General features: G+C 43.4%; 20 protein-coding genes and 4 pseudogenes. 7 read left to right on the forward strand and 17 right to left on the reverse strand.

Going from position 1 to position 24,081, the window contains the following annotated elements; all coding sequences use genetic code 11:
- Positions 1-98: 98 nt before the first annotated feature.
- Together ruvA and DYE66_RS01495 are read right to left on the reverse strand one after the other, a co-directional pair.
- Positions 99-689, reverse strand: coding sequence for a Holliday junction branch migration protein RuvA (gene ruvA, locus DYE66_RS01490; protein WP_115324813.1), 591 nt, complete (start codon positions 687-689; stop codon positions 99-101).
- Positions 690-856: 167 nt separating this feature from the next.
- Complete coding sequence (locus DYE66_RS01495; protein ID WP_241208455.1) at positions 857-1,138, reverse strand: CPBP family intramembrane glutamic endopeptidase; 282 nt, start codon at positions 1,136-1,138, stop codon at positions 857-859.
- Between the two features lie 4 nt (positions 1,139-1,142).
- On the opposite strand from DYE66_RS01495, the gene DYE66_RS10945 reads away from it, so the two are divergent.
- Positions 1,143-1,289: a hypothetical protein gene (locus DYE66_RS10945; protein WP_002999575.1), complete on the forward strand. Its 147-nt coding sequence runs from the start codon at positions 1,143-1,145 to the stop codon at positions 1,287-1,289.
- A 271-nt stretch (positions 1,290-1,560) separates the two neighbouring features.
- Here the strand turns inward: DYE66_RS10945 and mutL are convergent, their stop codons facing one another.
- The 4 genes from mutL to argR all read right to left on the reverse strand — a co-directional run bounded on the left by mutL (position 1,561) and on the right by argR (position 7,162).
- Positions 1,561-3,516, reverse strand: coding sequence for a DNA mismatch repair endonuclease MutL (gene mutL, locus DYE66_RS01500; RefSeq protein WP_002999504.1), 1,956 nt, complete (start codon positions 3,514-3,516; stop codon positions 1,561-1,563).
- A gap of 316 nt (positions 3,517-3,832) precedes the next feature.
- Positions 3,833-6,394, reverse strand: a complete 2,562-nt coding sequence (gene mutS, locus DYE66_RS01505) for a DNA mismatch repair protein MutS (protein ID WP_002999722.1) — start codon at positions 6,392-6,394, stop codon at positions 3,833-3,835.
- Positions 6,381-6,734 (reverse strand): YlbF family regulator, encoded by a 354-nt coding sequence (locus DYE66_RS01510; RefSeq protein ID WP_002999541.1) that lies wholly within the window; start codon positions 6,732-6,734, stop codon positions 6,381-6,383. The genes mutS and DYE66_RS01510 overlap by 14 nt, the downstream gene beginning before the upstream one ends.
- On the reverse strand, positions 6,734-7,162 hold the full coding sequence (gene argR, locus DYE66_RS01515; RefSeq protein WP_044123929.1) for an arginine repressor: 429 nt from the start codon (positions 7,160-7,162) through the stop codon (positions 6,734-6,736). The genes DYE66_RS01510 and argR overlap by 1 nt, the downstream gene beginning before the upstream one ends.
- Before the next feature lie 155 nt (positions 7,163-7,317).
- Between argR and argS the strand changes: the two genes are divergently transcribed.
- Positions 7,318-9,009 carry an arginine--tRNA ligase gene (gene argS / locus DYE66_RS01520; protein ID WP_002999506.1) on the forward strand — a complete coding sequence of 564 codons (1,692 nt, stop codon included), beginning with the start codon at positions 7,318-7,320 and terminating at the stop codon, positions 9,007-9,009.
- Between the two features lie 317 nt (positions 9,010-9,326).
- Here the strand turns inward: argS and DYE66_RS01525 are convergent, their stop codons facing one another.
- From DYE66_RS01525 to hisS, 6 genes are all read right to left on the reverse strand, one after another.
- The gene (locus DYE66_RS01525) at positions 9,327-9,686 is read right to left on the reverse strand and encodes a hypothetical protein (protein ID WP_019784525.1); all 360 of its coding nucleotides are present in this window, start codon (positions 9,684-9,686) and stop codon (positions 9,327-9,329) included.
- A gap of 38 nt (positions 9,687-9,724) precedes the next feature.
- On the reverse strand, positions 9,725-9,952 hold the full coding sequence (locus DYE66_RS01530) for a ComC/BlpC family leader-containing pheromone/bacteriocin (protein WP_002999605.1): 228 nt from the start codon (positions 9,950-9,952) through the stop codon (positions 9,725-9,727).
- Between the two features lie 569 nt (positions 9,953-10,521).
- Positions 10,522-11,463, reverse strand: a complete 942-nt coding sequence (locus DYE66_RS01535) for a YitT family protein (protein ID WP_002999708.1) — start codon at positions 11,461-11,463, stop codon at positions 10,522-10,524.
- Entirely contained in the window at positions 11,456-13,204 is a 1,749-nt protein-coding gene (gene aspS, locus DYE66_RS01540; RefSeq protein WP_002999663.1) for an aspartate--tRNA ligase, read from the reverse strand. Before aspS ends, DYE66_RS01535 begins: the two co-directional genes overlap by 8 nt.
- A 189-nt stretch (positions 13,205-13,393) precedes the next feature.
- Positions 13,394-13,813 (reverse strand): hypothetical protein, encoded by a 420-nt coding sequence (locus DYE66_RS01545; protein ID WP_002999692.1) that lies wholly within the window; start codon positions 13,811-13,813, stop codon positions 13,394-13,396.
- An 11-nt stretch (positions 13,814-13,824) separates the two neighbouring features.
- Complete coding sequence (hisS, locus tag DYE66_RS01550; protein WP_002999688.1) at positions 13,825-15,105, reverse strand: histidine--tRNA ligase; 1,281 nt, start codon at positions 15,103-15,105, stop codon at positions 13,825-13,827.
- A 313-nt stretch (positions 15,106-15,418) separates the two neighbouring features.
- Between hisS and rpmF the strand changes: the two genes are divergently transcribed.
- From rpmF to DYE66_RS01575, 5 genes and pseudogenes are all read left to right on the forward strand, one after another.
- Positions 15,419-15,601, forward strand: coding sequence for a 50S ribosomal protein L32 (gene rpmF / locus DYE66_RS01555; RefSeq protein ID WP_002963325.1), 183 nt, complete (start codon positions 15,419-15,421; stop codon positions 15,599-15,601).
- A 15-nt stretch (positions 15,602-15,616) separates the two neighbouring features.
- The gene (gene rpmG / locus DYE66_RS01560; RefSeq protein WP_001265622.1) at positions 15,617-15,766 is read left to right on the forward strand and encodes a 50S ribosomal protein L33; all 150 of its coding nucleotides are present in this window, start codon (positions 15,617-15,619) and stop codon (positions 15,764-15,766) included.
- Positions 15,767-16,047: 281 nt separating this feature from the next.
- Positions 16,048-16,326: a hypothetical protein gene (locus DYE66_RS01565; protein ID WP_002963324.1), complete on the forward strand. Its 279-nt coding sequence runs from the start codon at positions 16,048-16,050 to the stop codon at positions 16,324-16,326.
- 77 nt (positions 16,327-16,403) lie between these two features.
- The gene (locus DYE66_RS01570; RefSeq protein ID WP_002999487.1) at positions 16,404-17,423 is read left to right on the forward strand and encodes an IS30 family transposase; all 1,020 of its coding nucleotides are present in this window, start codon (positions 16,404-16,406) and stop codon (positions 17,421-17,423) included.
- Between the two features lie 394 nt (positions 17,424-17,817).
- Positions 17,818-18,433 (forward strand): annotated as a pseudogene (locus tag DYE66_RS01575) (IS982 family transposase); the annotation flags it as partial.
- A gap of 220 nt (positions 18,434-18,653) precedes the next feature.
- On the opposite strand, the pseudogene DYE66_RS01580 reads toward DYE66_RS01575, so the two are convergent.
- The 5 genes and pseudogenes from DYE66_RS01580 to DYE66_RS01600 all read right to left on the reverse strand — a co-directional run bounded on the left by DYE66_RS01580 (position 18,654) and on the right by DYE66_RS01600 (position 23,831).
- A pseudogene (locus DYE66_RS01580) lies at positions 18,654-19,831 on the reverse strand (IS256 family transposase).
- A 342-nt stretch (positions 19,832-20,173) separates the two neighbouring features.
- Positions 20,174-20,473, reverse strand: a complete 300-nt coding sequence (locus DYE66_RS01585) for a hypothetical protein (protein WP_002999483.1) — start codon at positions 20,471-20,473, stop codon at positions 20,174-20,176.
- Positions 20,474-20,618: 145 nt separating this feature from the next.
- Positions 20,619-21,161, reverse strand: a pseudogene (istB, locus tag DYE66_RS01590) (IS21-like element helper ATPase IstB); the annotation flags it as partial.
- Positions 21,162-21,254: 93 nt separating this feature from the next.
- Positions 21,255-21,824, reverse strand: a pseudogene (locus tag DYE66_RS01595) (hypothetical protein).
- Between the two features lie 213 nt (positions 21,825-22,037).
- Positions 22,038-23,831 (reverse strand): heavy metal translocating P-type ATPase, encoded by a 1,794-nt coding sequence (locus DYE66_RS01600; protein WP_002999674.1) that lies wholly within the window; start codon positions 23,829-23,831, stop codon positions 22,038-22,040.
- Positions 23,832-24,081: the final 250 nt, after the last annotated feature.

A 24,081-nucleotide genomic window follows, 5' to 3' on the forward strand; every position in this document is an offset into this window, starting at 1 on the left:
GAAGGAGGTGACCCCCTCTGATAAGTCCCTTCTTAGGGTTATCTACTCAAGGGGTGACTTTCGAAGATCTATCGTATCCTAGTCGCCTTGCAAGCATTTTATTTCATCAACATCTTCAGAGCTGACTTGATATAATTCTCTGCGGTTTCGTCGGTTCCTTCGAAAAAGACACGGACCTTCTTGAGTTCGCTGGCCTTGTAGCCCAGAGCTTGAAGGGCTTCCATGGCTTCGTTCAGATTTTGATTGGTGCTTTGAGCTTGTGGGCTGGTCTTGCCATCTGCTTGAGGGACTTCGACAAACTTGCCAGCCAAGTCCAAAACCATCTGCTGGGCTGTTTTTTTGCCAATTTTGGGAAATTTGGTCAGATACTTGATGTCGCTATTATCAATGGCAGCGACCAGACCCTCATTATCATCGACGGCAACGATAGCTAGGGCGGTGGTTGGACCGATACCTGAGACAGAAATCAAATTGAGGAAAACAGCTTTTTCTTCCTCGTTGTGAAAACCATAAAGCAGTTGGGCATCCTCACGCACCACGTAGTGGAGATAGATTTGAATGTCTTGGTTCATCTGGTCAGAGAAGGAATAGGGGTTGGCAACATTGACCATATAGCCAAGACCACCAGCCTCAATCACGATATATTTTGCTGTAATCTTTGTCAGAATGCCTTTGAGATAGTCGTACATGGATTCCTCTTTTTTTCTGTTTTTATTGTTCCTTCTCAGTATAGCATATTCTTGTTGTTTTCGGTCTCGCTTGGTTTTAGAATCTGATTAAGCCCTTGCCATCTCAACTGGATCTAGATAGGGATTTGCTCAAAAGAAAAATCCGCTCTTGTGGATTTTAACAGGTCTCAAATCAGGCAGACCACTAGGATTCCGATTGTATTTATGAGTATATGCACAGTGACTGGATAAAAAATCTGGTCTGTCTTGCTATAGAAAATTCCCCAAATAAGCGCTGTTATCAACTGTGGGATGACACTGATGAATTCCGAAATTTGTAAGGCGTGCATGTGAATTGCCGCAAATAAAAGTGCCTGTAGGATGATAATAAGGGGAATAGACGTGAATTTCCTTCCTGTATCCATCAAGGATTTCCGAAAGACTAATTCTTCGATAAAAGGACCGGTCACTGCAATGGAAAATACAGCCGGAAGAAATAGCTGGCGATTGGCGATTGGTCAACAATCGCTCTACGGTGGCTTGATTGAGCCCTTTTTCCTTTGTAAGGTTGACAATTTGATAAAGAATTCCCATCAAAAGATTACTGAAAATCTGTCCTAGAAAAACTAGCCCAAAAAGCAAGGCGATCATGCCCAAAGAAGGCCAAATGCGCTTGCTGAATTTTGACCAAGCTCCTTGCAAATCATCCTTAAAAAACCCAGCAGCCAAAGATAGACACGAGAATATAAAGTCCGAAATTCAACAATTAACGGGCATCACCCGATACTGGCAAAAACCGAAGAGGGTTTAGCACAAAGCAAATGAGGTAGATCATCATAAAAGTTATCTGCCGAGTCTTTGCACCCATCATGGTTAGCCCTCCTTGATATGCTTAATATTTCCCCAGCTCCCGCAGACTAGTATGATTCTCTTGAATCCGACGGAACATTTTTTCCATATCAGATTTGGTAAAATTAACCAGTACAGGTCGACCGTGAGGGCAGTTATAGGGATTTTTACACTGGGATAATTGAACCAAGAGATTGCGGGCAGAGTAATCATCTAGGGCGTGGTTGGCTTTGATTGAACGTTTACAGCTCATCATGATAGCCAACTCAGCCCGGTAAACCTTGATGGAAACTTGGTTCGTCAAGAGGAGCATATCGCACATCTCATAGACGCCCGATTCAATCTCTTCCTCCTTCATCCAAATAGGATGTTCCCGTAAGATAAAGGTATTATTACCGTAGGGCTCAAGATAGATACCTACTTGGTTGAGAAGGGGCATTTTTTCCTGGAGATTGATAAAATCTTCCGCTCGAAATTCAAAGAGATAGGGAACCAAGAGCTGCTGTAAAGAACTGTCAACATCCCCAATTTTTTCTCGGTAGTATTCGTATTTGACCCGCTCCTGGGCAGCGTGTTGGTCAATAATGTAGAGGCCACCTTGACCTTGGGCAAAGAGATAGGTCCCTTGCATCTGGCCAAAATAATCCAATTCAGGAAAGGCAGAACTTTCTTCCCGGTCTAAACGGTCCATCAATTTGTGAGTTTGGGCCTTCTTTGAGAAGTCAATGTCAGGGTGTTCCCCATCTTGGCCTTCAGGCTGAGGGCGTTGCGCCTGCTTGACGGAGGTAGATGAGGAAACGGACTTGACAGAATTGTCAACTTGATTGACAGGCTCAGATGCTGGGCCTGACTGATTTTCTGCTATTTGATTGTCTGATTTAAGGAAGAAGTCTTGACGCTTTTGGTCATAATAGAGACTGGTCTGCTTGAGAGGCAGGCTGGTTTGAACAGGCTTTTCTACCTTACGGACGCTAGACTTGGCCAGATTTTCTAAGGCATCTGGAATCAAATCCTGCTCCCGCAGACTTTCAGCAATAGCCTCGCGAATGAGCTGCATGAGCTCCTTTTCTTTAGAAATACGGACTTCCTGCTTGGTTGGATGGACATTGACATCGGCTAGATAGGGGTCAATCTGGATATCAATGACAGCCAAAGGAAAGCGACCAACCATAAGCTTGGAGCCATAGCCATCTAAAATGGCTCGGTTAAGGAGGAAATTTTTGATGTAACGACCATTGATAAGTATGGTGATGTAGTTGCGGTTTGCCCTAGTCAACTCAGGCAGGCTGATATAGCCCGAAACTTTAAAATCTAGGTCACTATTGGAAATTTCAACCATCTTCTTGGCGGTAGTGAGACCGTAAATTCCTGCGATAGCCTGACGGAGGTCACCTGTTCCAGCTGTCTTGGTCAACTCACGCCCCTCGTTAATGAGGATGAAGGCAATTTCAGGATGACCCAGACTCTGCCGATTGATAACATCAACAATGTGGCCCAATTCGGCTTGCAGAGATTTCATATATTTGAGGCGGGCTGGAGTATTGAAAAAGAGGTCCTCAACCGTAATCTTGGTACCCACAGGAGTACTGATAGGCTCCTGGGAGAGGATTTCTCCCCCTTTGGCGACCAGAAGCGTTCCGTAGTCAGCTCCCTTTACCGCTGTTTTTATGGTCAAATCGCTGATTGAGGCGATGGAAGGCAGGGCTTCTCCCCTAAATCCCAAAGTGCGAATTCGAAAGAGGTCTGCCTGATTTTTAATTTTGCTGGTGGCATGGCGACGCAGACTAAGGGCGACATCGTCATTTTCAATCCCCTGGCCGTTGTCGGTCACCTGAATTTTCTTGAGACCGGACTCTTCTATTTCAACCGTAATCTGCGTGCTCCCCGCATCAATAGCATTCTCGACTAGTTCTTTGACAACGCTACTGGGTCGCTCAACAACTTCACCAGCAGCAATCTGGTTGGCCAGAACCTCTGGCAATTCAATAATTTTTGACATAAGACCTCGCAATGGTTTAAAAATTTCTCGACAGACTTTTTTAGATAAGCCAGCGAATTTTTAAACGTTAATAGTACCATTATAGCACAGAATGGACTATCACCCTATTTTGAGAAAGTGGGTAAATCCTTCTAAAATTTTATGCCGAGTTAAATTCAAAAGCTGAAACTCCAAAACGAAAAACTCTGTCAATTATTCAGGTTTATTAGCGACTGGCGAAGTGAGTTTATCTGATTTTTATTTAGTATGAGTATTAATTCACACTTTGATTTTTGCAAAAAAGCCCCTTATCTTTTGGGACAAGTAGGGCTTAGGTTTATAACATTTTTTTCAATTCGAAGAGGGCATTCATAGCTTCCATTGGGGTCATATTGACCACATCCAAATTCTGGAGAGCCTGAGCTAACTTGTCATTGGGTTCAGCCACCTCAAAGAGTGATAGCTGCTGATTGTCTGTTTCCTGCTTGACAGTCCTGTCAAGCCCAGAAGCTTCCTCTTGGCTGGTCAGGCTGACCGAGTGGGATTCTAAATCCGTCAATATTTTGGTGGCCCGCTGAAGGAGGTCCTTGGGGAGCCCTGCAATTTTCGCAACATGAACCCCGTAGGACTTATCGGCTGGACCAGCTGTAATCTTATGCAGGAAGGTGACATCCCCATCCTTTTCCAGAGTCGCTACATGAACATTGACCAGATGTGTCAAGCTAGTTGACAGTTCTGTCAACTCATGATAGTGGGTGGCGAAGAAGGTCTTAGCCCCTACCTGGTCGTGAATGTGTTCGATAATGGCTTGAGCTAGAGCCATTCCGTCATAGGTGGCGGTGCCTCGACCCAATTCATCAAAGAGGATAAGGGACTGACTGCTGGCCCGCTGGATGGCCATGTTGGCCTCCATCATCTCAACCATGAAGGTGGATTGACCAGAAATCAGGTCATCAGCTGCCCCAATCCGTGTATAGATAGCATCAAAAATTGGCAAATTGGCTGACTCAGCGGCCACAAAGGAGCCAATTTGGGCCATAACAACAGTCAGGGCTAGCTGGCGCATATAGGTGGATTTCCCACTCATATTAGGACCCGTAATCAGCTGAATAGCGGTATCCTGGTCTAAGGTTATGGTGTTGGGGATGTATTCCTGGGTTCCCATGACCTTTTCGACAACAGCATGGCGACCGTCTTGAATGTCAATGACCTCTTGGTCATTGAACTGGGGTCGCACATAATGATTATTTTCAGCGACAACAGCTAGACTTTGCAGAGCATCCACAGTTGCAATATTTTTAGCCAGGTCTTGCAGGCGCTGGATGTATTTTTCCACCTGATTGCGGACGGTCATAAAGATATCGTACTCAAGGGTTGCCGAGTGCTCCCTCGCTTCCAGCATATCACCTTCAATTTTGGCTAGTTCAGCAGTTCCAAACCGCTCAGAATTTTTCAGAGTTGCCTTGCGAAAGAAATGGTCTGGTACTAGGGAAAGATTGGAATTGGTCACATGGAAATAGTAACCATCCTTGCGGTTGTAATCAATCTTGAGGGTGGAAATCCCGCTGGCTGCTCGCTCCTTGGCTTCGATTTCGGCAATCCAGGTGGTTCCTTCCCGCATAACCTGCCGGTAGTGGTCCAGCTGCTGGTCAAAGCCAGTCTTAATCATGCCCCCTTCGGTGATGGTGGCTGGTGCATCCTGGTCAAGGGCAGAAACAATTAGACTCTCCAATTCTGGTAGGGCATCAATGGCTTCATTTAATTGGTCTAAAATGGGGCTAGCAAAACTAGCTAGAATGGCCTTGATTTTGGGAACCTGAGACAGGGTGTGGCCCAGTTGCAGGAGGTCCTTGGGATTGGCCTTGCCGAAAGAAACCCGACTAGCCAGGCGCTCAATATCATAGACCCCCTTTAGACTGTCAGTCAGGTCACTGCGCTCAAAAAAGTTATCCAAAAAGGTTTGAACAATCTCTTGGCGTCCCAGGATTTTCTCTCGACTGACTAGGGGGCGGTCAATCCAGGTCCGCAAGAGTCTCATCCCCATGGCTGTTTTAGTGGCATCCAAAAGCCAGAAAAGACTGCCATGTTTCTTGCTGGTTCTAGCGTTTTCTAAAAGGTCCAGACTGGTCTTGGTGGCATAGGTCATCTGCAAGAAATCCTTGATTTCATAGTGGACAAGACCTTGCAGGTGGCTGAGCTCCCGTTTTTGTGTTGTGTGGACATATTGGAGGAGCTTGCCGGCTGCTTGAGCCTCTACGATTGATAGGTCAGGACCAATTAGCTGGACGTCCTCATAAACTTCCTTTTCAGGCGATAGGAGGAGGTTCATCTGCTTGGTCAATGCCTCCTCCTGCTTATCATTCAAATCGAAACCTAGGACAACTTCTTTGGCCTTAAGGTTTTGAATTTCACTACGGACAGCCGTAAAGTCTGTCAGACTGGTGGCATAAAATTCCCCAGTTGAGAGGTCCATATAGGAGAGGCCGTAAATACCGTCCAGGTAGTCAATGGCAACCAGAAAATTATTGCTACTATCAGGTTTGCTGGAATCAACTACTGTCCCTGGGGTGATAACCTGAACCACCTCACGCTTGACCACACCGACAGCCTTCTTGGGGTCCTCCATCTGCTCAGCAATGGCCACCTTATAGCCCAAGTCAACCAAAACATCGATATATTGTTGGGCTGAGTGATAGGGCACGCCCGCCATGGGAATGGGATTGTCGGCATTCTTATTGCGACTGGTTAGGCTAATTTCCAAGATCTGAGCCGCCTTGACCGCATCGTCATAGAAGAGCTCATAAAAATCCCCCATCCGAAAAAGCAAGAAAGCATCCGGATAGGATTCTTTGATGTCTAAATACTGCTGCATCCCTGGAGAAATTTTATCTTTTGCCATTTGCTAATCCTTCGTTAATCTTTTCTTCCAAACTCTTGGTCACATACTGCAGAAGATCACTAGCATCCTGCATTTTGGAACGGTAGTCCTGTACCAAGGGGAGGTTCGAAAGTTCCTGATTTAAGCGATCGGCAGCCTGACCTGACTGGTCGGCTGCCCGATTTTTTTCTAGTTTTTCGTAGAGAACTGCCTCCTGCTGATAGGTCTTCATGTCGTGAGCCAAATGATTCAAATTTGGCTGGGCCTTTACCTTGGCCTGCACCGCTTGAAAGGCCTCAACGCTCTCATGTTGGGCCATGAGGGTCTGTAGTTTTTTTACAGCTTGGTTTAAATCCGTCATTAGTTCAATTCTTCCTCAATGGTCTGAGCCTTGACTGCATCTTGACAGATAACCAAGAGGGTATCAGCACCTGCAACCGTTCCCAGAATATCACTGCGACCTTCTCGATCAATGATATTAGCCAAGACATCGGCTTCTCCCAGCTCTGTACTAAGAACCAGAATAAAACTAGCTCGTGAAATCTTTTTAATATAGTCCCTGGCCACATCCGACAGATGGGAAGTCTCCTCGGCTGACAAGCTATAATAGAGCTTTCCATTTTCATCGCGACGTTTGAGCAGACCAATCTCTCGCAAATCCCGAGACAGGGTAGCTTGGGTGACGGCAATCCCTTGCCGTGCCAGGCTAGCCTTGATTTCTTCTTGGGTTCCCACTCGTTCCTCTTGAATAATGGCTCTTATCTTATTTTGACGTTCAATTTTATTCATGTCATCCTCTAAATCTCTCAATTTATACCTTACCCATTATAACAAAAAGGATTGGCTTTTTCACCCTAGATAAGTCGGATGAAATTTGCCAAATGCCCCAGCAAAATCAAGCTATTTATGTTACAATGAAATGAATACTTTCACAGGAGAATCACATGGATAGTAAACTTATTATCGCTCAAGAAATCCAGGCTGCCCTGCCCGATATGGAGCTGGAGGCGATTGTTAATTTATTGGAAGTTCCTAAAAATTCTAGCATGGGAGACTTGGCCTTCCCAGTTTTTTCTTTGGCCAAGGTCTTACGTAAGGCTCCCCAAGCCATTGCCAGCGAACTGGTTGAAAAAATCCAGTCCGATAAATTTGAAAAGGTCCAAGCAGTCGGTCCTTATATCAATTTCTTCCTCAACAAGCAGGAAATTTCCCAGGCCGTTCTAGCTGAGGTCATTGCCAAGGACAAGGACTATGGCCAGCAAGAACTAGGCCAGTGCAAAAATATCACCATCGATATGTCCAGTCCTAATATCGCTAAGCCCTTCTCTGTCGGTCACCTGCGTTCGACCGTTATCGGCGACAGCCTGGCTAAAATTTTTGAAAAAATCGGCTATAAATCTGTTAAAATCAACCACTTAGGGGACTGGGGCAAGCAGTTTGGCATGCTGATTGTCGCCTACAAAAAATGGGGCGATGAAGGGGCTGTCAGGGCCACCCCCATCAATGAGCTCCTGAAACTCTACGTCCGCATCAATAAGGAAGCCGAGAGCCAGCCTGAACTGGATGAAGAAGCTAGGGACTGGTTCCGCAAACTAGAAGCAGGTGACCAAGAAGCCATCAGTCTTTGGCAATGGTTCCGTGATGAAAGCCTGGTGGAATTCAACCGACTTTATGACCTTTTGAGAGTCCAGTTTGACAGCTATAATGGCGAAGCCTTCTACAATGACAAGATGGACGAAGTTGTTACTCTCCTGGAAGATAAGGATCTCCTCCAGGAATCCCAAGGCGCTCAGGTTGTTAAGCTGGATAAATACGGTATTGAGAACCCTGCCCTCATTAAGAAATCAGACGGAGCCACCCTCTATATCACAAGGGACTTGGCGGCGGCCCTCTATCGTAAGCGGACCTATGATTTTGCCAAGTCCATCTATGTGGTCGGCAACGAACAAGCGGCCCACTTCAAACAGCTCAAGGCTGTGCTCAAGGAGATGGACTACGACTGGTCAGATGACATCACCCACGTTCCTTTTGGCCTGGTGACCAAGGATGGCAAGAAGCTCTCAACCCGTAAGGGCAATGTCATTCTCTTGGAGCCAACCATCGCCGAAGCCATCAAGCGGGCTGGTGACCAAATTGAAGCCAAGAACCCCGACCTCCCTAATAAAGAGGCCGTTGCCCAAGCTGTCGGTGTCGGAGCGATTAAGTTCTACGATCTCAAGACTGACCGCCTCAATGGATATGACTTTGATCTGGATGCCATGGTTTCCTTTGAAGGGGAAACTGGCCCCTATGTCCAATACGCCTATGCTCGTATTCAATCCATCCTTCGCAAGGCGGACTTTAAGGCCGATCCAGCTGTCGGCTACTATTTAGATGATGCTGAAAGTTGGGAAATTATCAAGCTCATTCAAAACTTCCCTGCTGCTATCAAACGAGCTGCCGATAATTTTGAGCCCTCTATCATTGCTAAATTCGCGATCAGCCTAGCTCAGGCTTTCAATAAATACTATGCCCACAATCGTATCTTGGACCAGAGTCCAGAGCGTGACAGCCGTCTAGCTCTCAGCTATACAACGGCACTGGTTCTCAAAGAAGCCCTGCGTCTTCTGGGCGTGGATGCACCAGATGAAATGTAAACTAGAGCTTATAAGAACTTAAAATACCACAAATCATCCCAGAGAAGATTCTTGATTTATTAACGATCTTCTCTGGGCTTTTCTTATGAATTCATGTCTAACTTTCTATTGTATTGAATGGACTCAAAAAAAAGACAAACCTCAAATGAAGTTTGTCTCAGATCAATGGACAGTTTCAAAGTAGTCCTTAGTCTCGCTTAAGTTTTTATACTCTTCGAAAATCAAAATTTTCCGTCGTTAACTCACCTTGCCGTACCCCAGTACTGTCTTCAGTTCGTTGCCTCGGCTAATTTCGATTTTCATTGAGTATTAGTGAATCAATCCCTCTTATTTTTGCTGATCCATCTGGCAATCCCAGCAACCAGTAGCAAAGTCGTCAAACCGAAAGCTACAAGAGCTACAGGGGTGTTCACCATATCAGGAAAAGGATCAATTCTGTTAATTAAACGCATGATAGAGAGAACAGCGAGAAGAAGCAATAATGAGGATTCAAGCCTGATAAGTGAAGTCATTTCATTGTTAATTGCCCACAAAAATCCTGGGAAACAAAGCAATGCAAGTGCTATGACAAGCAGGTTTGAAAGTTTCTCTTCACCATTGTTAATTACTGATATCATAAGACCATTTGCTATAATGATCAAAGCTGTACAAATAATAAAAGAACTTTTTCTTCTCACGATAACCACCTCAAAACGTAGATTGATTTAACAGATGCTTAGCTTGCTAGACCATAACCAATGTAGGCACCTGAAGCTGCACGAAGACCTAGATAAGCTGCTCCTGCTCCCCAACCAATTGGACCAGTAGCCATACAAACGGCCATAGTTGCTGCACCATAAACTGTAGCACCACCGAAGACACGATCCCAATTGACTCCACCTTCAATGCTAGCAAGCATTTCAGTGTCCATAAGTTCAAATTGTTCAAAAGCTAAAGAATTCATAAACATTCTCCTTTAAAATTATTTTACTAGCCGACTAATATCTTTATTTTAATGTTTTTTTCAAAAAATTAAGGGTTAAAATTAAAAAATCAATAATTGTGTGACGTTTTTGAAATCTAATGTATAATTTTCTTTCATTTTAATTAACCTTCAATTAAAAATATCCTAAAATAGATGAAATTATAGTTGCTACAGACACTTACTTATTAGAGCACTTTTTATTATGTAACTGAAAAGCCTTTATTGTAGCCTAGAAGGAAACTTTTAAGACCATCGAAAAATCCGATAGTCCTATTTTGTACTTATATGAAAATTGAAAACAGACGAAGAAAGAACCATCTATTAGTGAAAACTATCGTTTAACTAATAGAACGTCAGCAACTATGGTTGACTGACTAGTTTCTTCACTAACCTCATAAAGTTGGTAGAAACGACCGACTTATATGAGGTGTCGTTCGAACTGCAGACTGTACTGAAGTACGGCAAAGTGAGTTAACCAGGCGACTCGAGAAAAGAAAAGCCGATTACGCTTTGCTTGATGTATCTTGAGATTTTCGAAGAGTATTATTCTAGTCATCTTCCACAAAACGTCCTAGGATACGGACATCCTCAGCAACAGAAACGAAAGCCTTGGGGTCAGCCTTTCGCATAGCATATTTGAAATCATTAAATTCTTCTCGGGTGATGATGGTAATCAGTACCGCTTTTTTCTCATGATTGTAGGTGCCTTCGGCATCATTAATTTGGGTCACGCCCCGGTGCAGTCGCTTATGAATTTGCTTGGTTACTCGTTCAGGCTGGCTGGTAATAATCGTGGCCTGCATCTTCTTTTGCTTGGTGAAAATGGCATCTGTCATCCGACTGGAGACAAAGATGGTCACCATGGAATAAAGGGCATACTGCCAGCCGAAGAGGAGACCAGCAAATATCATGATGGTTCCATTGACCATGAGGGAGATACTGCCGACAGCCCGCCCCGTTTTCTTACGGATATAGAGGCTGACAATGTCGGTTCCTCCGCTAGAAATCCGCGACCGCAGTCCATAGCCAATCCCCGTCCCCATGACCAGACCACCAAAGATAGCATTAATCAAGGGATCACTTGTCAAGGTAATCTGGGGCATGATTTGGATAAAGAAGGAACTGATCGTTACCGTGATGAAGGTAAAAATGGTAAAGCGGTGGCCCAAGTTGAACCAGGCTAAAATCATCAGCGGAATATTGATGGTGTAAAAGGTTACCGAAACCGGTATCACAAAGCCGACAAAGCGGTCACTCAGAGCCGATAGGACCTGAGCCAAACCAGTCGCCCCGCTGGAATAGACGTGGCCTGGTTGAAAGAAGAAATTGACCGCAATACTGGATAAAATCCCATAAAAGAGCGAGGCCGAAATTTTCTCGGCATACTTTTCCCGCGAAATACTGCGGACCGCATGTAAGAGACCAACCTTCTTAGCTGCCTTACCGACCGCATACTTGATTTGGCGTTTAGGCTGTGTTTTTTTAGTCATGGTCTTGCACTTGCAGAGCTAGTTCTTCCAATTGTTTTTGGGCAACCAGGCTAGGAGCCTGGGTCATTGGGTCAGAAGCCTTGTTATTCTTAGGGAAGGCAATGACTTCACGAATGTTGTCTTGGCCAGCCAAAATCATAACAAAGCGGTCCAGACCGATAGCCAGTCCACCATGTGGTGGGAAGCCGTAATCCATGGCTTCTAGCAGGAAGCCAAATTGCTCATTGGCAGATTCTTGGCTAAAGCCAAGCGCCTTGAGCATGCGCTCCTGCAGATCCTTGTGATTAATCCGCAAGCTACCGCCACCCAATTCATAGCCGTTGAGGACAATATCGTAGGCAACCGCTCTGACCTTGGACAGGTCGCCTTCCAGTTGGTCGGCTGTTTCTTGAGTTGGCAGGGTGAAGGGGTGGTGGGCTGACATGTAGCGGTCCTCTTCTTCCGACCATTCAAACATTGGCCAGTCAACCACCCAGAGGAAGTTGAATTGGCTTTGGTCAATCAAGTCTAATTCCTTAGCTAGGCGTGTCCGCAGGGCACCCAGGGTGGTGTTAGCGACTTCTAGACTATCGGCCACAAAGAGGACCAAATCATTGTCAACTAACTGTAAACGCTCTGTCAACTTATCAGCAATCGCTGTCAAGAATTTGGCGATAGGTCCTGTCACTTTGCCGTCCATATACTTGACCCAAGCTAGACCTTTGGCCCCATATTGTTTAGCGACATCTGTCAACTTGTCAATGGCTTTACGAGAATACTTATCAGCTGCATCCTTAACCACAATAGCCTTAACGGCTGGAGCTTGGGCAAAGACCTTGAAGTCAATGTCCTTGACAGTATCTGTCAAGTCCTGTAAAAGCATGTCAAAACGGGTATCTGGCTTGTCAGACCCATAATTGTTCATGGCATCATCATAAGCCATTCTTGGGAAAGGTAGGGTTACATCAATCCCCTTAGTTTCCTTCATGACCCGAGCAATTAGACCTTCGGTAATTTCTTGGATTTCTTCCTCATCTAGGAATGAGGTTTCCAAGTCAATTTGGGTAAACTCAGGTTGGCGGTCCCCCCGTAAGTCTTCGTCACGGAAGCATTTGACGATTTGATAGTAACGGTCAAGACCAGCATTCATCAGCAACTGCTTGGTAATTTGTGGACTCTGAGGAAGGGCATAGAAGTGGCCTTGGCTAACCCGACTTGGCACCAAGTAATCCCTGGCCCCTTCTGGTGTTGACTTGGTCAACATGGGTGTTTCCACATCAATGAATTCCAGCTCATCTAGGTAGTTGCGAACGCTGTGGGTTACCTTGGCCCGCAGTTTGAGGTTCTTGAGCATACTTGGACGGCGCAAGTCCAAATAGCGGTAACGCAGACGATTATCATCGGTCATTTCCGCATCATCCTTGATTTCAAAAGGAGTTGTCTTAGAAGTGTTGAGAATGACTAGGTCGCTGACTTGCAGTTCCACAGCTCCTGTTGCCAACTTATCATTGGCTTGCTCGCGGGCTTGAGCGGTGCCTGTCACCTCAATCACGTACTCGGTCCTTAGGCTCTCAGCCTTATCCATGATTTCCTTAGAGACTTGTTCTGGATTGATGACCAGCTGCATAATCCCTTCACGGTCTCTCAGATCAATAAAAACCAAACCGCCTAGGTCACGGCGACGGCCCACCCAACCCTTGAGGGTCAGTTGACTTCCAATATGTTCAGAGCGAACACGTCCGGCATAGATACTACGTTTCATTGTTTCTCCCAAGCCCTGGTCCAACCGGCAGGGCTTATTCCTTTCTCCTTGGGTCTTTTTTACATTCCTACCTATTATAGCAAAAAGCATAGTAAAACCCCACCCATTGGGCGGAGTTTTTCAAGCTAGTTTGCTCAGGCTTCTTTAAGGCGGCTGGAGCTTGGCCTAAGAATTTAGCTAGACTTGTTCCTACTTCTTACCAAAAAGAGCTAGGAGATTGCTGGTGTCGACGAACTCCTCCTGAAATTCGGCGATTTCTTCAAAGCTGTAGTCGGCCTCGTCAGCTAGATGGTTCCAGCTAAAGCCATAGATATCTTGAATGGAGATACCCCATTCATCCGTCTCTTCGTCATACTGCCAACCCAGAAAACGCTCTGTGGGCTTAAAGACCAAGACGACTGTTTGATAATCATGGTCCCACTGTTGGCCCAAAAATTGCTGGCACATAAAATGGTCGCTGGCCTTTTCCCCATTGAACCAGGGAATTTCATGGCGATCCAAATAGGCAATCATCTGCCAGAACTGCTCTTGAAATTGCAAGGGCAAATCCCTCTGGAAAGACAGGCTAAAGGTCTGCTCCTCGTTTAATAACTGTTCAATACTTGTCACTGCTTACTCCTCTAATAGCCTAATTGCTCCAAAATCCCAGCGAAGTCTTGGCTGATAGTATCCAAGCTGGTCTCAAGTTCTTGGCGAGTTTGGTTGTTCTTAACAGTCAGTTGGCCAGACTCCAGCTCACTTTCACCGAGAGTGATGAGTGTTTTGGCCTTGAAGGCGTCAGCCGATTTAAACTGGGCCTTGATTTTGCGCCCCAAGTAATCGCGTTCGGCCTTAAAGCCTTGAGCCCGCAGGGCTTGGACCAATTCCAAGGCCTTAGCGTTAGCAGCTTGGCCAAGAACGGCAATATAGGCATCCAAGCCTTCTTCAACCGGCAGGCTAATCCCTTGCTTGTCCAAAATCAGAAGCAGGCGCTCCAAGCCTAGGCCAAAGCCAAAGCCAGGAGTCTCGGGGCCATCAAAGTAGTCAACCAGACCATCATAACGACCGCCAGCACAGATGGTTAAATCAGAGTCACCAACCTTGGCCATAAATTCAAAAATGGTGTGGTTGTAGTAATCCAGACCACGCACCATATTGGTATCGATGACATAAGGAATGGCCAAGCTTTCCAGCATCTGACGAACCGCCTCAAAATGCGCTTGACTCTCCTCATCCAGATAATCCAAGATAGAAGGTGCATTTTCTACCGCTACTTGGTCTTCCTTTTCCTTGGAATCCAACACCCGCAAGGGATTTTCCTCCAAGCGACGTTGACTGTCCTTGGATAGACTGTCTTTCATCGGGGTCAGGTAGTCAATCAAAGCCTGACGATAAGCCAAACGACTAGAAGTATTGCCCAAACTGTTGAGGTGAAGGGTCACCTCCCTGATACCCAGCTCCTTGAAGAGCTGATAGGCCATGGCGATAGTTTCCACATCGCTAGCAGGATTGCTGGAGCCAAAGCACTCCACCCCGATTTGGTGAAATTCTCGCAGACGACCAGCCTGGGGCCGTTCATAACGGAACATAGAGCCGATATAGTACATCTTGACCGGCTTTTGCACCTCAGGAGCAAAGAGCTTGTTTTCCACAAAGGAGCGGACAACTGGGGCCGTTCCTTCTGGTCGCAGGGTTATGTGGCGGTCGCCCTTATCATGGAAGTCATACATTTCCTTGGTGACGATGTCCGTCGTATCCCCTACCGAGCGACTGATAACCTCATAGTGCTCAAACATGGGTGTGCGGATTTCTCCATAGTTGTATTTTTTAAAGGTTTCACGTGCAACATTTTCCACATACTGCCACTTAGCACTCTCAGCTGGTAGGATATCCTGGGTCCCTTTTGGTTTTTGAAGTTTCATAACATGATACAGAAGAGGCCATAAACTCTCTTAGGAAATGGGCAATCACTAAAAATCAGGATTTTCAAAATGATTTACCTTCTTTCCGAAATTTTAGAACGCGTTCACATCAACTCGTCAGTTGACCTCTTTTCCTTTCTAGACAGATAAAATCTCTTTCATTTTACCATTTTTCAAGCTATTTTTAAAAGCCTAGAGGAAATTTTATGAGAAACCTTGTCAAGTAACTTTACTTTACAAAAAAGATATGCTATTATACTAAAGTTGATGAAAATCAAGACATTATTATTTAAGAATAATTGGAGGAAGTATCATGGCAGTACCTGCACGTCATACGTCAAAATCTAAAAAGAATAAACGTCGTACTCATTACAAATTGACAGCTCCAACTGTTAAATTTGATGAAACAACTGGAGATTACTCACGTTCTCACCGCGTATCCCTCAAGGGTTACTACAAGGGACGTAAAATCGCTAAAGCTAAGGCAGCGGAATAATAGAAGGGAGATACCATGCGCGTAAATATTACACTTGAACACAAAGAATCTGGTGAACGCTTGTACCTTACTTCAAAAAACAAACGTAACACTCCAGACCGTCTTCAATTGAAGAAATATTCACCAAAACTTCGCAAACACGTTGTGTTTACTGAGGTTAAATAGTGGGTCATTACGTTTCAGTAGAAACGAAAAAACCTTGATTTAACGCGATTCTTGAATTTTCAAATTTCATAGTATTGCAATAAAAATCAACCGAATGACTACATTTTTGACTACATTTTTTGTGAAATAAATTAGATGTTCGGATATATAGAAAACGCTCTAGTCATATTGTCTAGAGCGTTTTTGTGTTGTTTTGAAAATTAGATGTTTGTTTTTAGATAACTACACATTTCAGATTTTTTAAAGCAAGATTTAATTGTTGATAAGTAGAAAGGATTATTATGTTTACAAAAAATAAATTTCAATACTGTATTTACGATCATGAGAGACTAGAACTTCATGAGCTACAAAAGGAATATCAAAAGGATAAAGCTGGGACAAAACTTAAGTATGAAAACCAATTATTTTGTCCTGGTTGTTACGATGTGGATTTAGTGATAAACGAGAAAAAAGGAAAAATCTATTTATCGAGCCATCCTAAATCACCTCATGCTAAAGAGTGCGAATATGCTTTGGAATCTGCTTCAAAATCGAAGTTAAAAGAATACGCCCCGTTGTAAAATGAGGTGCAACAAAAAAAGACAAGCTTATCTGATATACTAAAGTTGCGAAACAAAGTATAAGGAAAGAGATAAGCATGTCCACCACAAATTGTACCACAAAACAACCCTATTGCCACCTCTCAGAGGTAGAACGAGGAAAAATTGAGGCCTTCCTATCAGAAGGGGTGAAACCAGCTGAGATCGCTAGACGTTTGGGAAGAAGTCGCTCCACCATTTCACGTGAAATCAAGCGTGGGACGACAAAACAAGTCAAGCAGGTAAATGGTAAAAAGGTCTACTTTGACCACTACTTTGCTGACCTAGCTCAAAGGCGTTACGTTGAAGGGCAACGAGGAATTTACTACCTCAAACTCGAAAAGGTATCTGAGCACTTTCTAAAGGCCTTTGAAGAAGCCATGAAGGCCTCTCCCAGAGTTCATAGTGTAGACAGCTTTGTTTATGCTTATAAGGAGGAACACCCAAGTGAAACCGTTCCAAGTACCAAAACCCTTTACAACTATAGTCATCAAGGCTTGCTAGCTATTAAGGCCATTGATTTACCTAAAGCTGTACGGCTTCGTAAAAAGACTAAGAAGCGCTCTTCAACGCAGAAACACCTTGGTGTCTCCATTGAAGAGAGGCCAGAAACCATCAATGACCGCTCTGTATTTGGACATTGGGAAATTGGCTCCGTGTTAGGGACTCAGAAAGCTGGAGAACCTTCTATCTTGACTTTGGTTGAGCGAAAAACCCGCTACGCTATTACAGCTTACCTGGCTGGTAAGACAGCTGCGACTGTCAATGAGGCTGTTAAAGAGTTGATGGGACTTTACCCTATTAAGTCTATCACGGCTGATAACGGTTCAGAATTTGCCGCCTTGAATGAGCTAGAAGGTGTTCAAATCTATTATGCCCATGCTTACTCCTCATACGAACGTGGGACAAATGAGAACTTCAACGGCTTACTTAGAGAGTTCGTTCCTAAAGGTAAGTCGCTCAAGACTCTCACAGCTGAGGATTTAGCTAAGGCGACCTTAGCTATCAACCAAAGACCAAGAAGACTACTCAACTATCAAACGGCGAAAACCCTGTTTGGGCTAGCCCAAACAGCCTAGCCCCTCTTCAACTTGGTATCAGATAACAACTGTTGCACTTAACTTGACAATTCGGGTTAAAAAAATATTTTGTTATTTTCTAATCATCATATATTGATAGTATTTTTTAGATTTAAAATGTACTAGTTAGGTAAAAAATCTATATAATTACGGACTAGCTTGGTATACAAATCTTTCTTTATTACATCGATAACACTATTTCCCATCTCTAATTCTCCATCATAAATAGCTTTAGAATCTGTATCTAGTGAATTACATAGAGTATTTAGAATTTTCGAGTCTGGATTGTTCTTCTTATAATATATAGCAGCATATGCAAATATATTTTTACCCGTGGTGCTAGTTAAAAAGTTACGAAAAAAGCCCAATTGGACTATACTGTAAGTGCAAAAATCAAAGAAGTCGCTTCAATCGTCGATCCCAAAATCTGATTTGGCTCATTCAGTTGATTCGACAAAGCTTGAACCAACAAATACCAGCGGATACCATTGTTATTATTGATAGCTTTCCCCTGACCCTTTGTCAATCTATTTGCAACCACAGAGTTAAAATCTTTAATAGCTTAGCAGATATTGGCTACAATGCTTCCAAACGGCTGTGGTTTTATGGCTTTAAGGTATATATGTTAGTGAGCTTATCAGGCTATATTTTGAACTACGTTATCACTCCAGCCTTTGTTCATGATAGCAGAGCTGTCGACGACTTACTTGAAGATTGTAGACAACCCTTTATTCTAGGAGACTTAGGTTCCCTTAGTTAGTCCCTCAAAGAGGAATTAATCAAAAAGGGATATCACTTATGGACACCTTGGCGACAAAATATGCAGGGGTCAACCGAGCATAACAATTGGGAGTTACTAGCTAGGCGTAGAACCATTGAAACACGCTTTTTTCTGAACTCTGTCGCTTATTTGAAATGGAATACATATTGGCTAGAGACGTAGCAGGGCTACAACTAATGTTGGAACAGATTATACTGACTTATAATTGAGCTATTTTTATTCTAACTAACACCACGGGTAACTATCATATATATGCAGTAAAATGAACTAACCACGCTTAGAAAAAGTAGCAATAGTTAGCCTTTTTTTACAAATTAGAGGACATTGTATGCTATTCATTAGAAATAACTATGTGTAAACACAGTAAATTTTAGATTATACTTCTTGTTTTTAAGAAGCTTGATACTGTCAATAATTTTGTGTAAACACTCAAGTAGAGTTACGGAGTGTTAATCAAATAAGCTTTCAAGTGTGTCAGAACATTGGCCAAACCCTTTATGGATTCGTTGACTTTGCTTGAAATTATAATCTTCAAACAAAGTAACTAAGTAACGTTCCAGAGCCTCCTTGTTAGGAAAAAGAACCTTCTTTTTCGTTTGACGTTTGATTTCTTTGTTGAGAGACTCAATGAGGTTTGTCGAATAAATGCTGTGCCAAATCTGGTAAGGAAACTGATAAAAAGTTAAAAGATTATCCGCATTCTCCAGACTTTCCATTATTTTCTTATACTTTGGTTTCCATTCAGCGATAAAGTCCTCCAAAGCTTGTACTGCCATTTCTAAATTTTCAGTACGATAAATCGTTTTAAATTGCTCCAGAATAACTGCCCGATCAGATCGCTTCACCTTACTAGCCAAATTTCGACTAATATGAATTAAGCAACGTTGTTGCTTAGCTAATGGGTAAGCCTGACTGATAATATCTGCTCAAGCCCCTTGAAGCCATCGGTCCCTACAAGAGAAACCTGTTGGATTCCTTGATTTTGAAGCTTGTCTAACAGGGTGGACCAAGAAGCATTGTTTTCATTTGGGGCGATTTCATATCCAAGAACAGCCTTCTGTCCTTCTGGTGTAATGCCAAGTGCGACATGAATACATTCTTTACTAACGGTTCCACGTCTTAATGGAAGATAGGTTCCATCAAGAAATAAAACAGAGTAATTGGCTTCTAAGCTTCGCTCATGAAAAGCAGCGACATTCTCCTGAGATGCTTTTGAGATATTAGAAATTGTGGCAGGACTATAGTGATGACCATACATTCGCTCGATAATATCACTAATTTCTCGAGTCGTTACGCCGGTTTGATAGAGTTTGATAACCATCTCTTCTAAGTGGTCATCACAACGCCCATAAGCAGGGATCAAAGCTGGACTAAAGTTTCCATTACGATCTCTAGGAATGCTCAACTGAACAGTCCTATATTTGGTTTCAAATTTCCGTGAATACGTTCCATTACGACTATTCCCAGAATTATAGCCTACTTTATCGTAAGGTTCATACCCTAAAAAGGCTGACAATTCTGCTTGAAGTAGATCATTCATAGCTGTTTCAAGAGAAGAACGAAAAAATTCATCAATATCTTGCTTTTGGGCTAGGAAGTTAAGCAATTCTGTGGTAAACTGTGTCATAGGAATAAATCTCTTTCTAGTAATGTTTCGCAACTCTACTATAACGGATTTATTCCTTTTTGTGTTTACACAACTTATTTTACACTACCAAAAATTGGAGTCTACAATCTATGTTAGTAACGAGTAAGGACACCTAAAAAAGAATAATCAGAATAAGGACGACACGACTCATGACCGAAGAAGGCTGCTTAAGATGTATCATTTTAAGTGAAAAAATGGGTGGTAATAGTTCGGCAATTTACCGAACTATTACCACCCAGAAGACAGTTTAAAGTTTCGTCCAACGATTGTTAATTAATTATGACTTTTCGTCTACATCAAAGAAATTATAAGCCTATAACTTTAATGTTTTTTGATTTTTTCTTTTTCCGAATTATATCCGCGAATAAATTCACTGATTTCAAAAGCTTTGTCATTAAATAATTTGTTTGCGACATCAATTGCTAGCTTTGGATAGATCGCAAATATCCCGCTTTTTTTATAATCGCTTTGGGCTTTTTGGATACCCATTTCAAAATCGGTTAGATTAGATTGCTGGTTATTCTCGGTTTTCCAAGAAGTATAGGCTGCCTTGGCATCATCATAGTTTCCCGCTTCGTAATTCTTTTTTACGTAATCATGGATATCTTTCAGCATACTCATAGTATTTGCCCTACTTTCTGAGTTTCTAACTACACTGACTATTCTATGTTAATTCTTCTCAATTGTCAAGGGCGGTTTAAAATTGTCATATTATGGCGGAATAAAAATGTATGACTTTGGCGATTTATCTTTGCGTAGAAGCTAGTCAATATGATTTCCCTTTAATGACATGGGAATGATAAACCAACCGATCTAAAATTGCTTCTGCTGCTATAGAATTATGTAATATGGTTCCCCAACTTGATAATGGGATATTGGTCGTTATGATCGTGGATTTGCGTTCATAACGACCATTTATTAATTGAAATAATAGGTTGGCGACTTCCGACGCAATAGGTAAGTATCCTAATTCATCGATTATTAGAAGATCATACCTTTCATAACGCCTGATTACTCTCTCCAAGTGGCCTTTCTCTTGAGCCTTAGTTAAACGTAAAATTAGTTCATGGCAATTAATAAATAATGTTCTAATCCCTTGTTCACATGCTGCAATACCCAATCCAATTGCTAAATGGGTCTTGCCAACACCCGGACTACCAAGAAAAATAATGTTTTGTTGATTATTAAGAAATGACATTGTTGAAAATTCTTTAATTTGTTGTGCATTTATAGTTGGTTGAAAGTCAAAATTGAATTCTTCTAATTTTTTTACAATTGGGAAACGAGCACGCTTAATTTTTATTTTAATCTCTTATCTTTTTGTCTATTTAGAAAATATTAGATAATTTTTCCTCCTTACCAGAATATAAAAAAGCAGATTCACTGAACCTGCTTAAACATCTTAACTCAAAAAGAAGACATTAACACCTTCACCAATGACGATGAGGCGGTCACGGTTGCTGTCATCCCATTGACTAGCGGCTTGAGCACCAGCTGGAGTTGCCACGCCCGCTGGGACAACGTAGTAATTCCAACTGTATTGATTGGTGAAACTAGCTGACTGACCGTTTTGTTGGTAGTTACTGAATTGGCATTGGAAGTCGCCATCCGACTTACTGATAGTGCCAGTACCTTCAGCATTGACGGTGAAGTTGATGGCCCCATTTTGACCCGTATAGGTGCCAGCGATACTAGAAAGGTCCCCCTTGGCCACTGCAGCGACATTAACATTAGAATTGGTCTGAGATTGAGGAGGGGTTTGTCCCTGGCTAGATGATGGTGCAGGAGCTTGGGACTAAGAAGACTGAGAACCTGCTTGACCCTGAGTGCTGTTTTGTCCTTGTTTAGTCTGACTGGAGCTAGCGGAATGATCCGTTTTGCTCTTGGAGCTGTTCTTTTGGCAAGCTCCCAAGAGGAGAAGACTGGTTAGAGCTAACATCAGCAGGCTTGAGATTTTCTGTAGTTTTTTCATGGAAGGTGACTCCTTTCTATTTTTTCACCCTTATTATAAGCAAGTTTCGCAACAAATGCAACATTTTTGTAACTTTTTTGTAATATTTTTTTGCCCTCCTTATCCGTTTATTCGAAAAGCATTTTAAAAATTGGGCAAAAAAGAATGCGAGACCAGTAGATCGACAGCCTAAAACCATCGATGGGGATCTCACACCCTTAGAAGTCTTACTTATTAAGCCTTGCTATGAGCTCGCAGGGCCGAAAGGATGGCCACCGTATCAACAACCTCTTGGAGTAGGGCTCCGATAAGGGTGGGAATGGCACCGGTCGCGGCAATCAACATGAGCACCAGACATACAGCTAGCCCAAGCAGGACCGACTGACGGGCAATAGACATAGTGTGTTTAGCGATCTTGATAACTTGGACTACCTTACTAAGGTCGTCCTTAAGAATGACAGCGTCGGCACTTTCACTAGCAGCACTGGAACCACTAGCCCCCATAGCAATCCCTATATCCGCAGTTGTTAGAGCTGGAGCATCATTGACCCCATCGCCAACCATAAGGACGGGATGCTGGTCTGGAGCGACTGCCTTAAGAAAATAAATCTTATCTTGAGGTAGACAGTCCGCATGGAATTCAGTAATCTCGACCTCTTGAGCAATCTTATCCGCAATTACTTTACGGTCACCCGTTAGCATGACCAAGTGGCTGACCCCTAGATTTTTAAGCTCTTCCATCGTCCTCTTAGCTTCCGGCCGGACGCGGTCGCTAAAGGTGATATGACCGATATACTGACCATCCTTAGAGACATAGACACAAGTTTTATCAGTTTTTTGCTCCTCGCTTAGCTCAGGCATCAAAGCCATCTTCCCGACTGAGATGAGGCTATCCTGGCAAATGCCCTGCACCCCTTGGGCTGTGATTTCTTTAATATCACTAACTGGTAATAATTTAATTCCTTGACTTTGAGTATAGGCCACTAGGCTTTGAGCTAGGACATGGGAAGACGATTGCTCAATACTAGCAGCATAGGTCAAGAGTTCTTCCTGGCTGACACCCTCTGGCACAACCTGATCAACTTGGAGATTGCCTTGGGTAATGGTCCCAGTCTTATCAAAGGCTACAGTCTTAAGCTTAGAGAGCTTTTCCAAGACCGTCCCATTTTTGACAATGATACCTTCCTTAGAAGATTGACTCATGCCAGCTACCAGAGCGATTGGAGCCGCCAAAATCAGGGGACAGGGTGAAGCAACAACCAAAACTTGGGCAAAGCGAACAGGATTCTTGGTGACAAACCAGGCCAGACCCCCAATTAGATAAGCAAAGATGGTGAAAGGCACAGCATAGCGATCGGCTAGACGAACAAAGGGAGCTGTGTTGCCTTGTGACTCCTTGACCAATTTGACCAGCTGTTGATATTGACTATCCTTAGCCATGGCAGTAACTCTGAATTGGATGGCATCCGAGCCATTGAGCGAACCCGACATAATCCTGTCACCAGGTCCTTTTTCAACAGCCTTAGACTCTCCTGTCAGGGAGGATTCATTAAAGTCAGACCGTCCATCTAGAATCTCCCCATCAACCTGTACCATTTCTTGAGGTCTTAGCAGAACGATATCACCAATTTGTAGGTCATTGACATCGACGACCTCAACATCGGATCCGACCATGCGGTGGGCCAGTTTAGGCGTATTATCCAGAAGACTGGTCAACTCTCGGCTGGCCCTACGACTAGCATAGTCTTCTAGGCTTTCGCCACCGGTCAGCATGACCAGAATAATCAAGCTAGCCCAATAGTCACCGACAGCTAGAGTGGCAATAATGGCTGTGATAGCTAGAATATCGACCCCGTATCGCCCCTCCCTGAGGGTCTGAATCATCCCCCAAAACATGGAGAGTGACATAATCCCACCTGAAATGGCTACCAGAATATAGGCCAAGTGTCCGAGACCAAAGCCAAAGGTCAGCGTCAGGGCTACTAGCCCGACCAAAGAGACCAGTAAAAGTCTTTTGAAGTTGCTCATGGTAATCTCCACCTCATCTTCATTTTTTCTAGCTTAATTATAATCATTATAAATAATAATAGCAAGCCGATACTCAATGAAAATCGAAATTAGCCGAGGCAACGAACCGAAGACAGCTCAAAAGGTCTGGGAGACCTTTTGAGGCTGGAGATGCAGAAAGCCTCGCTTTCCTCAGTAAGTACGGCAAGGTGAGTTAACGACGGAAAATTTTGATTTTCGAAGAGTATAAAAAATAAAAAGCCTAGACAAA

Source organism: Streptococcus downei MFe28, from assembly GCF_900459175.1.
Taxonomy (GTDB): Bacteria; Bacillota; Bacilli; order Lactobacillales; family Streptococcaceae; genus Streptococcus; species Streptococcus downei.

What these genes read in the sequence shown, in the direction of transcription:
- DYE66_RS01535 (WP_002999708.1), bottom strand. Translation starts at nt 11,463, where the DNA reads ATGACTAAAAAAACACAGCCTAAACGCCAAATCAAGTATGCGGTCGGT.
- DYE66_RS01530 (WP_002999605.1), bottom strand. Translation starts at nt 9,952, where the DNA reads ATGAATTCTTTAGCTTTTGAACAATTTGAACTTATGGACACTGAAATG.
- DYE66_RS01570 (WP_002999487.1), top strand. Translation starts at nt 16,404, where the DNA reads ATGTCCACCACAAATTGTACCACAAAACAACCCTATTGCCACCTCTCA.
- mutL (WP_002999504.1), bottom strand. Translation starts at nt 3,516, where the DNA reads ATGTCAAAAATTATTGAATTGCCAGAGGTTCTGGCCAACCAGATTGCT.
- argS (WP_002999506.1), top strand. Translation starts at nt 7,318, where the DNA reads ATGGATAGTAAACTTATTATCGCTCAAGAAATCCAGGCTGCCCTGCCC.
- mutS (WP_002999722.1), bottom strand. Translation starts at nt 6,394, where the DNA reads ATGGCAAAAGATAAAATTTCTCCAGGGATGCAGCAGTATTTAGACATC.
- rpmG (WP_001265622.1), top strand. Translation starts at nt 15,617, where the DNA reads ATGCGCGTAAATATTACACTTGAACACAAAGAATCTGGTGAACGCTTG.
- DYE66_RS01510 (WP_002999541.1), bottom strand. Translation starts at nt 6,734, where the DNA reads ATGACGGATTTAAACCAAGCTGTAAAAAAACTACAGACCCTCATGGCC.
- DYE66_RS01565 (WP_002963324.1), top strand. Translation starts at nt 16,048, where the DNA reads ATGTTTACAAAAAATAAATTTCAATACTGTATTTACGATCATGAGAGA.
- rpmF (WP_002963325.1), top strand. Translation starts at nt 15,419, where the DNA reads ATGGCAGTACCTGCACGTCATACGTCAAAATCTAAAAAGAATAAACGT.
- hisS (WP_002999688.1), bottom strand. Translation starts at nt 15,105, where the DNA reads ATGAAACTTCAAAAACCAAAAGGGACCCAGGATATCCTACCAGCTGAG.
- argR (WP_044123929.1), bottom strand. Translation starts at nt 7,162, where the DNA reads ATGAATAAAATTGAACGTCAAAATAAGATAAGAGCCATTATTCAAGAG.
- ruvA (WP_115324813.1), bottom strand. Translation starts at nt 689, where the DNA reads ATGTACGACTATCTCAAAGGCATTCTGACAAAGATTACAGCAAAATAT.
- DYE66_RS10945 (WP_002999575.1), top strand. Translation starts at nt 1,143, where the DNA reads ATGGAAAATACAGCCGGAAGAAATAGCTGGCGATTGGCGATTGGTCAA.
- DYE66_RS01600 (WP_002999674.1), bottom strand. Translation starts at nt 23,831, where the DNA reads ATGAGCAACTTCAAAAGACTTTTACTGGTCTCTTTGGTCGGGCTAGTA.
- aspS (WP_002999663.1), bottom strand. Translation starts at nt 13,204, where the DNA reads ATGAAACGTAGTATCTATGCCGGACGTGTTCGCTCTGAACATATTGGA.
- DYE66_RS01585 (WP_002999483.1), bottom strand. Translation starts at nt 20,473, where the DNA reads ATGAGTATGCTGAAAGATATCCATGATTACGTAAAAAAGAATTACGAA.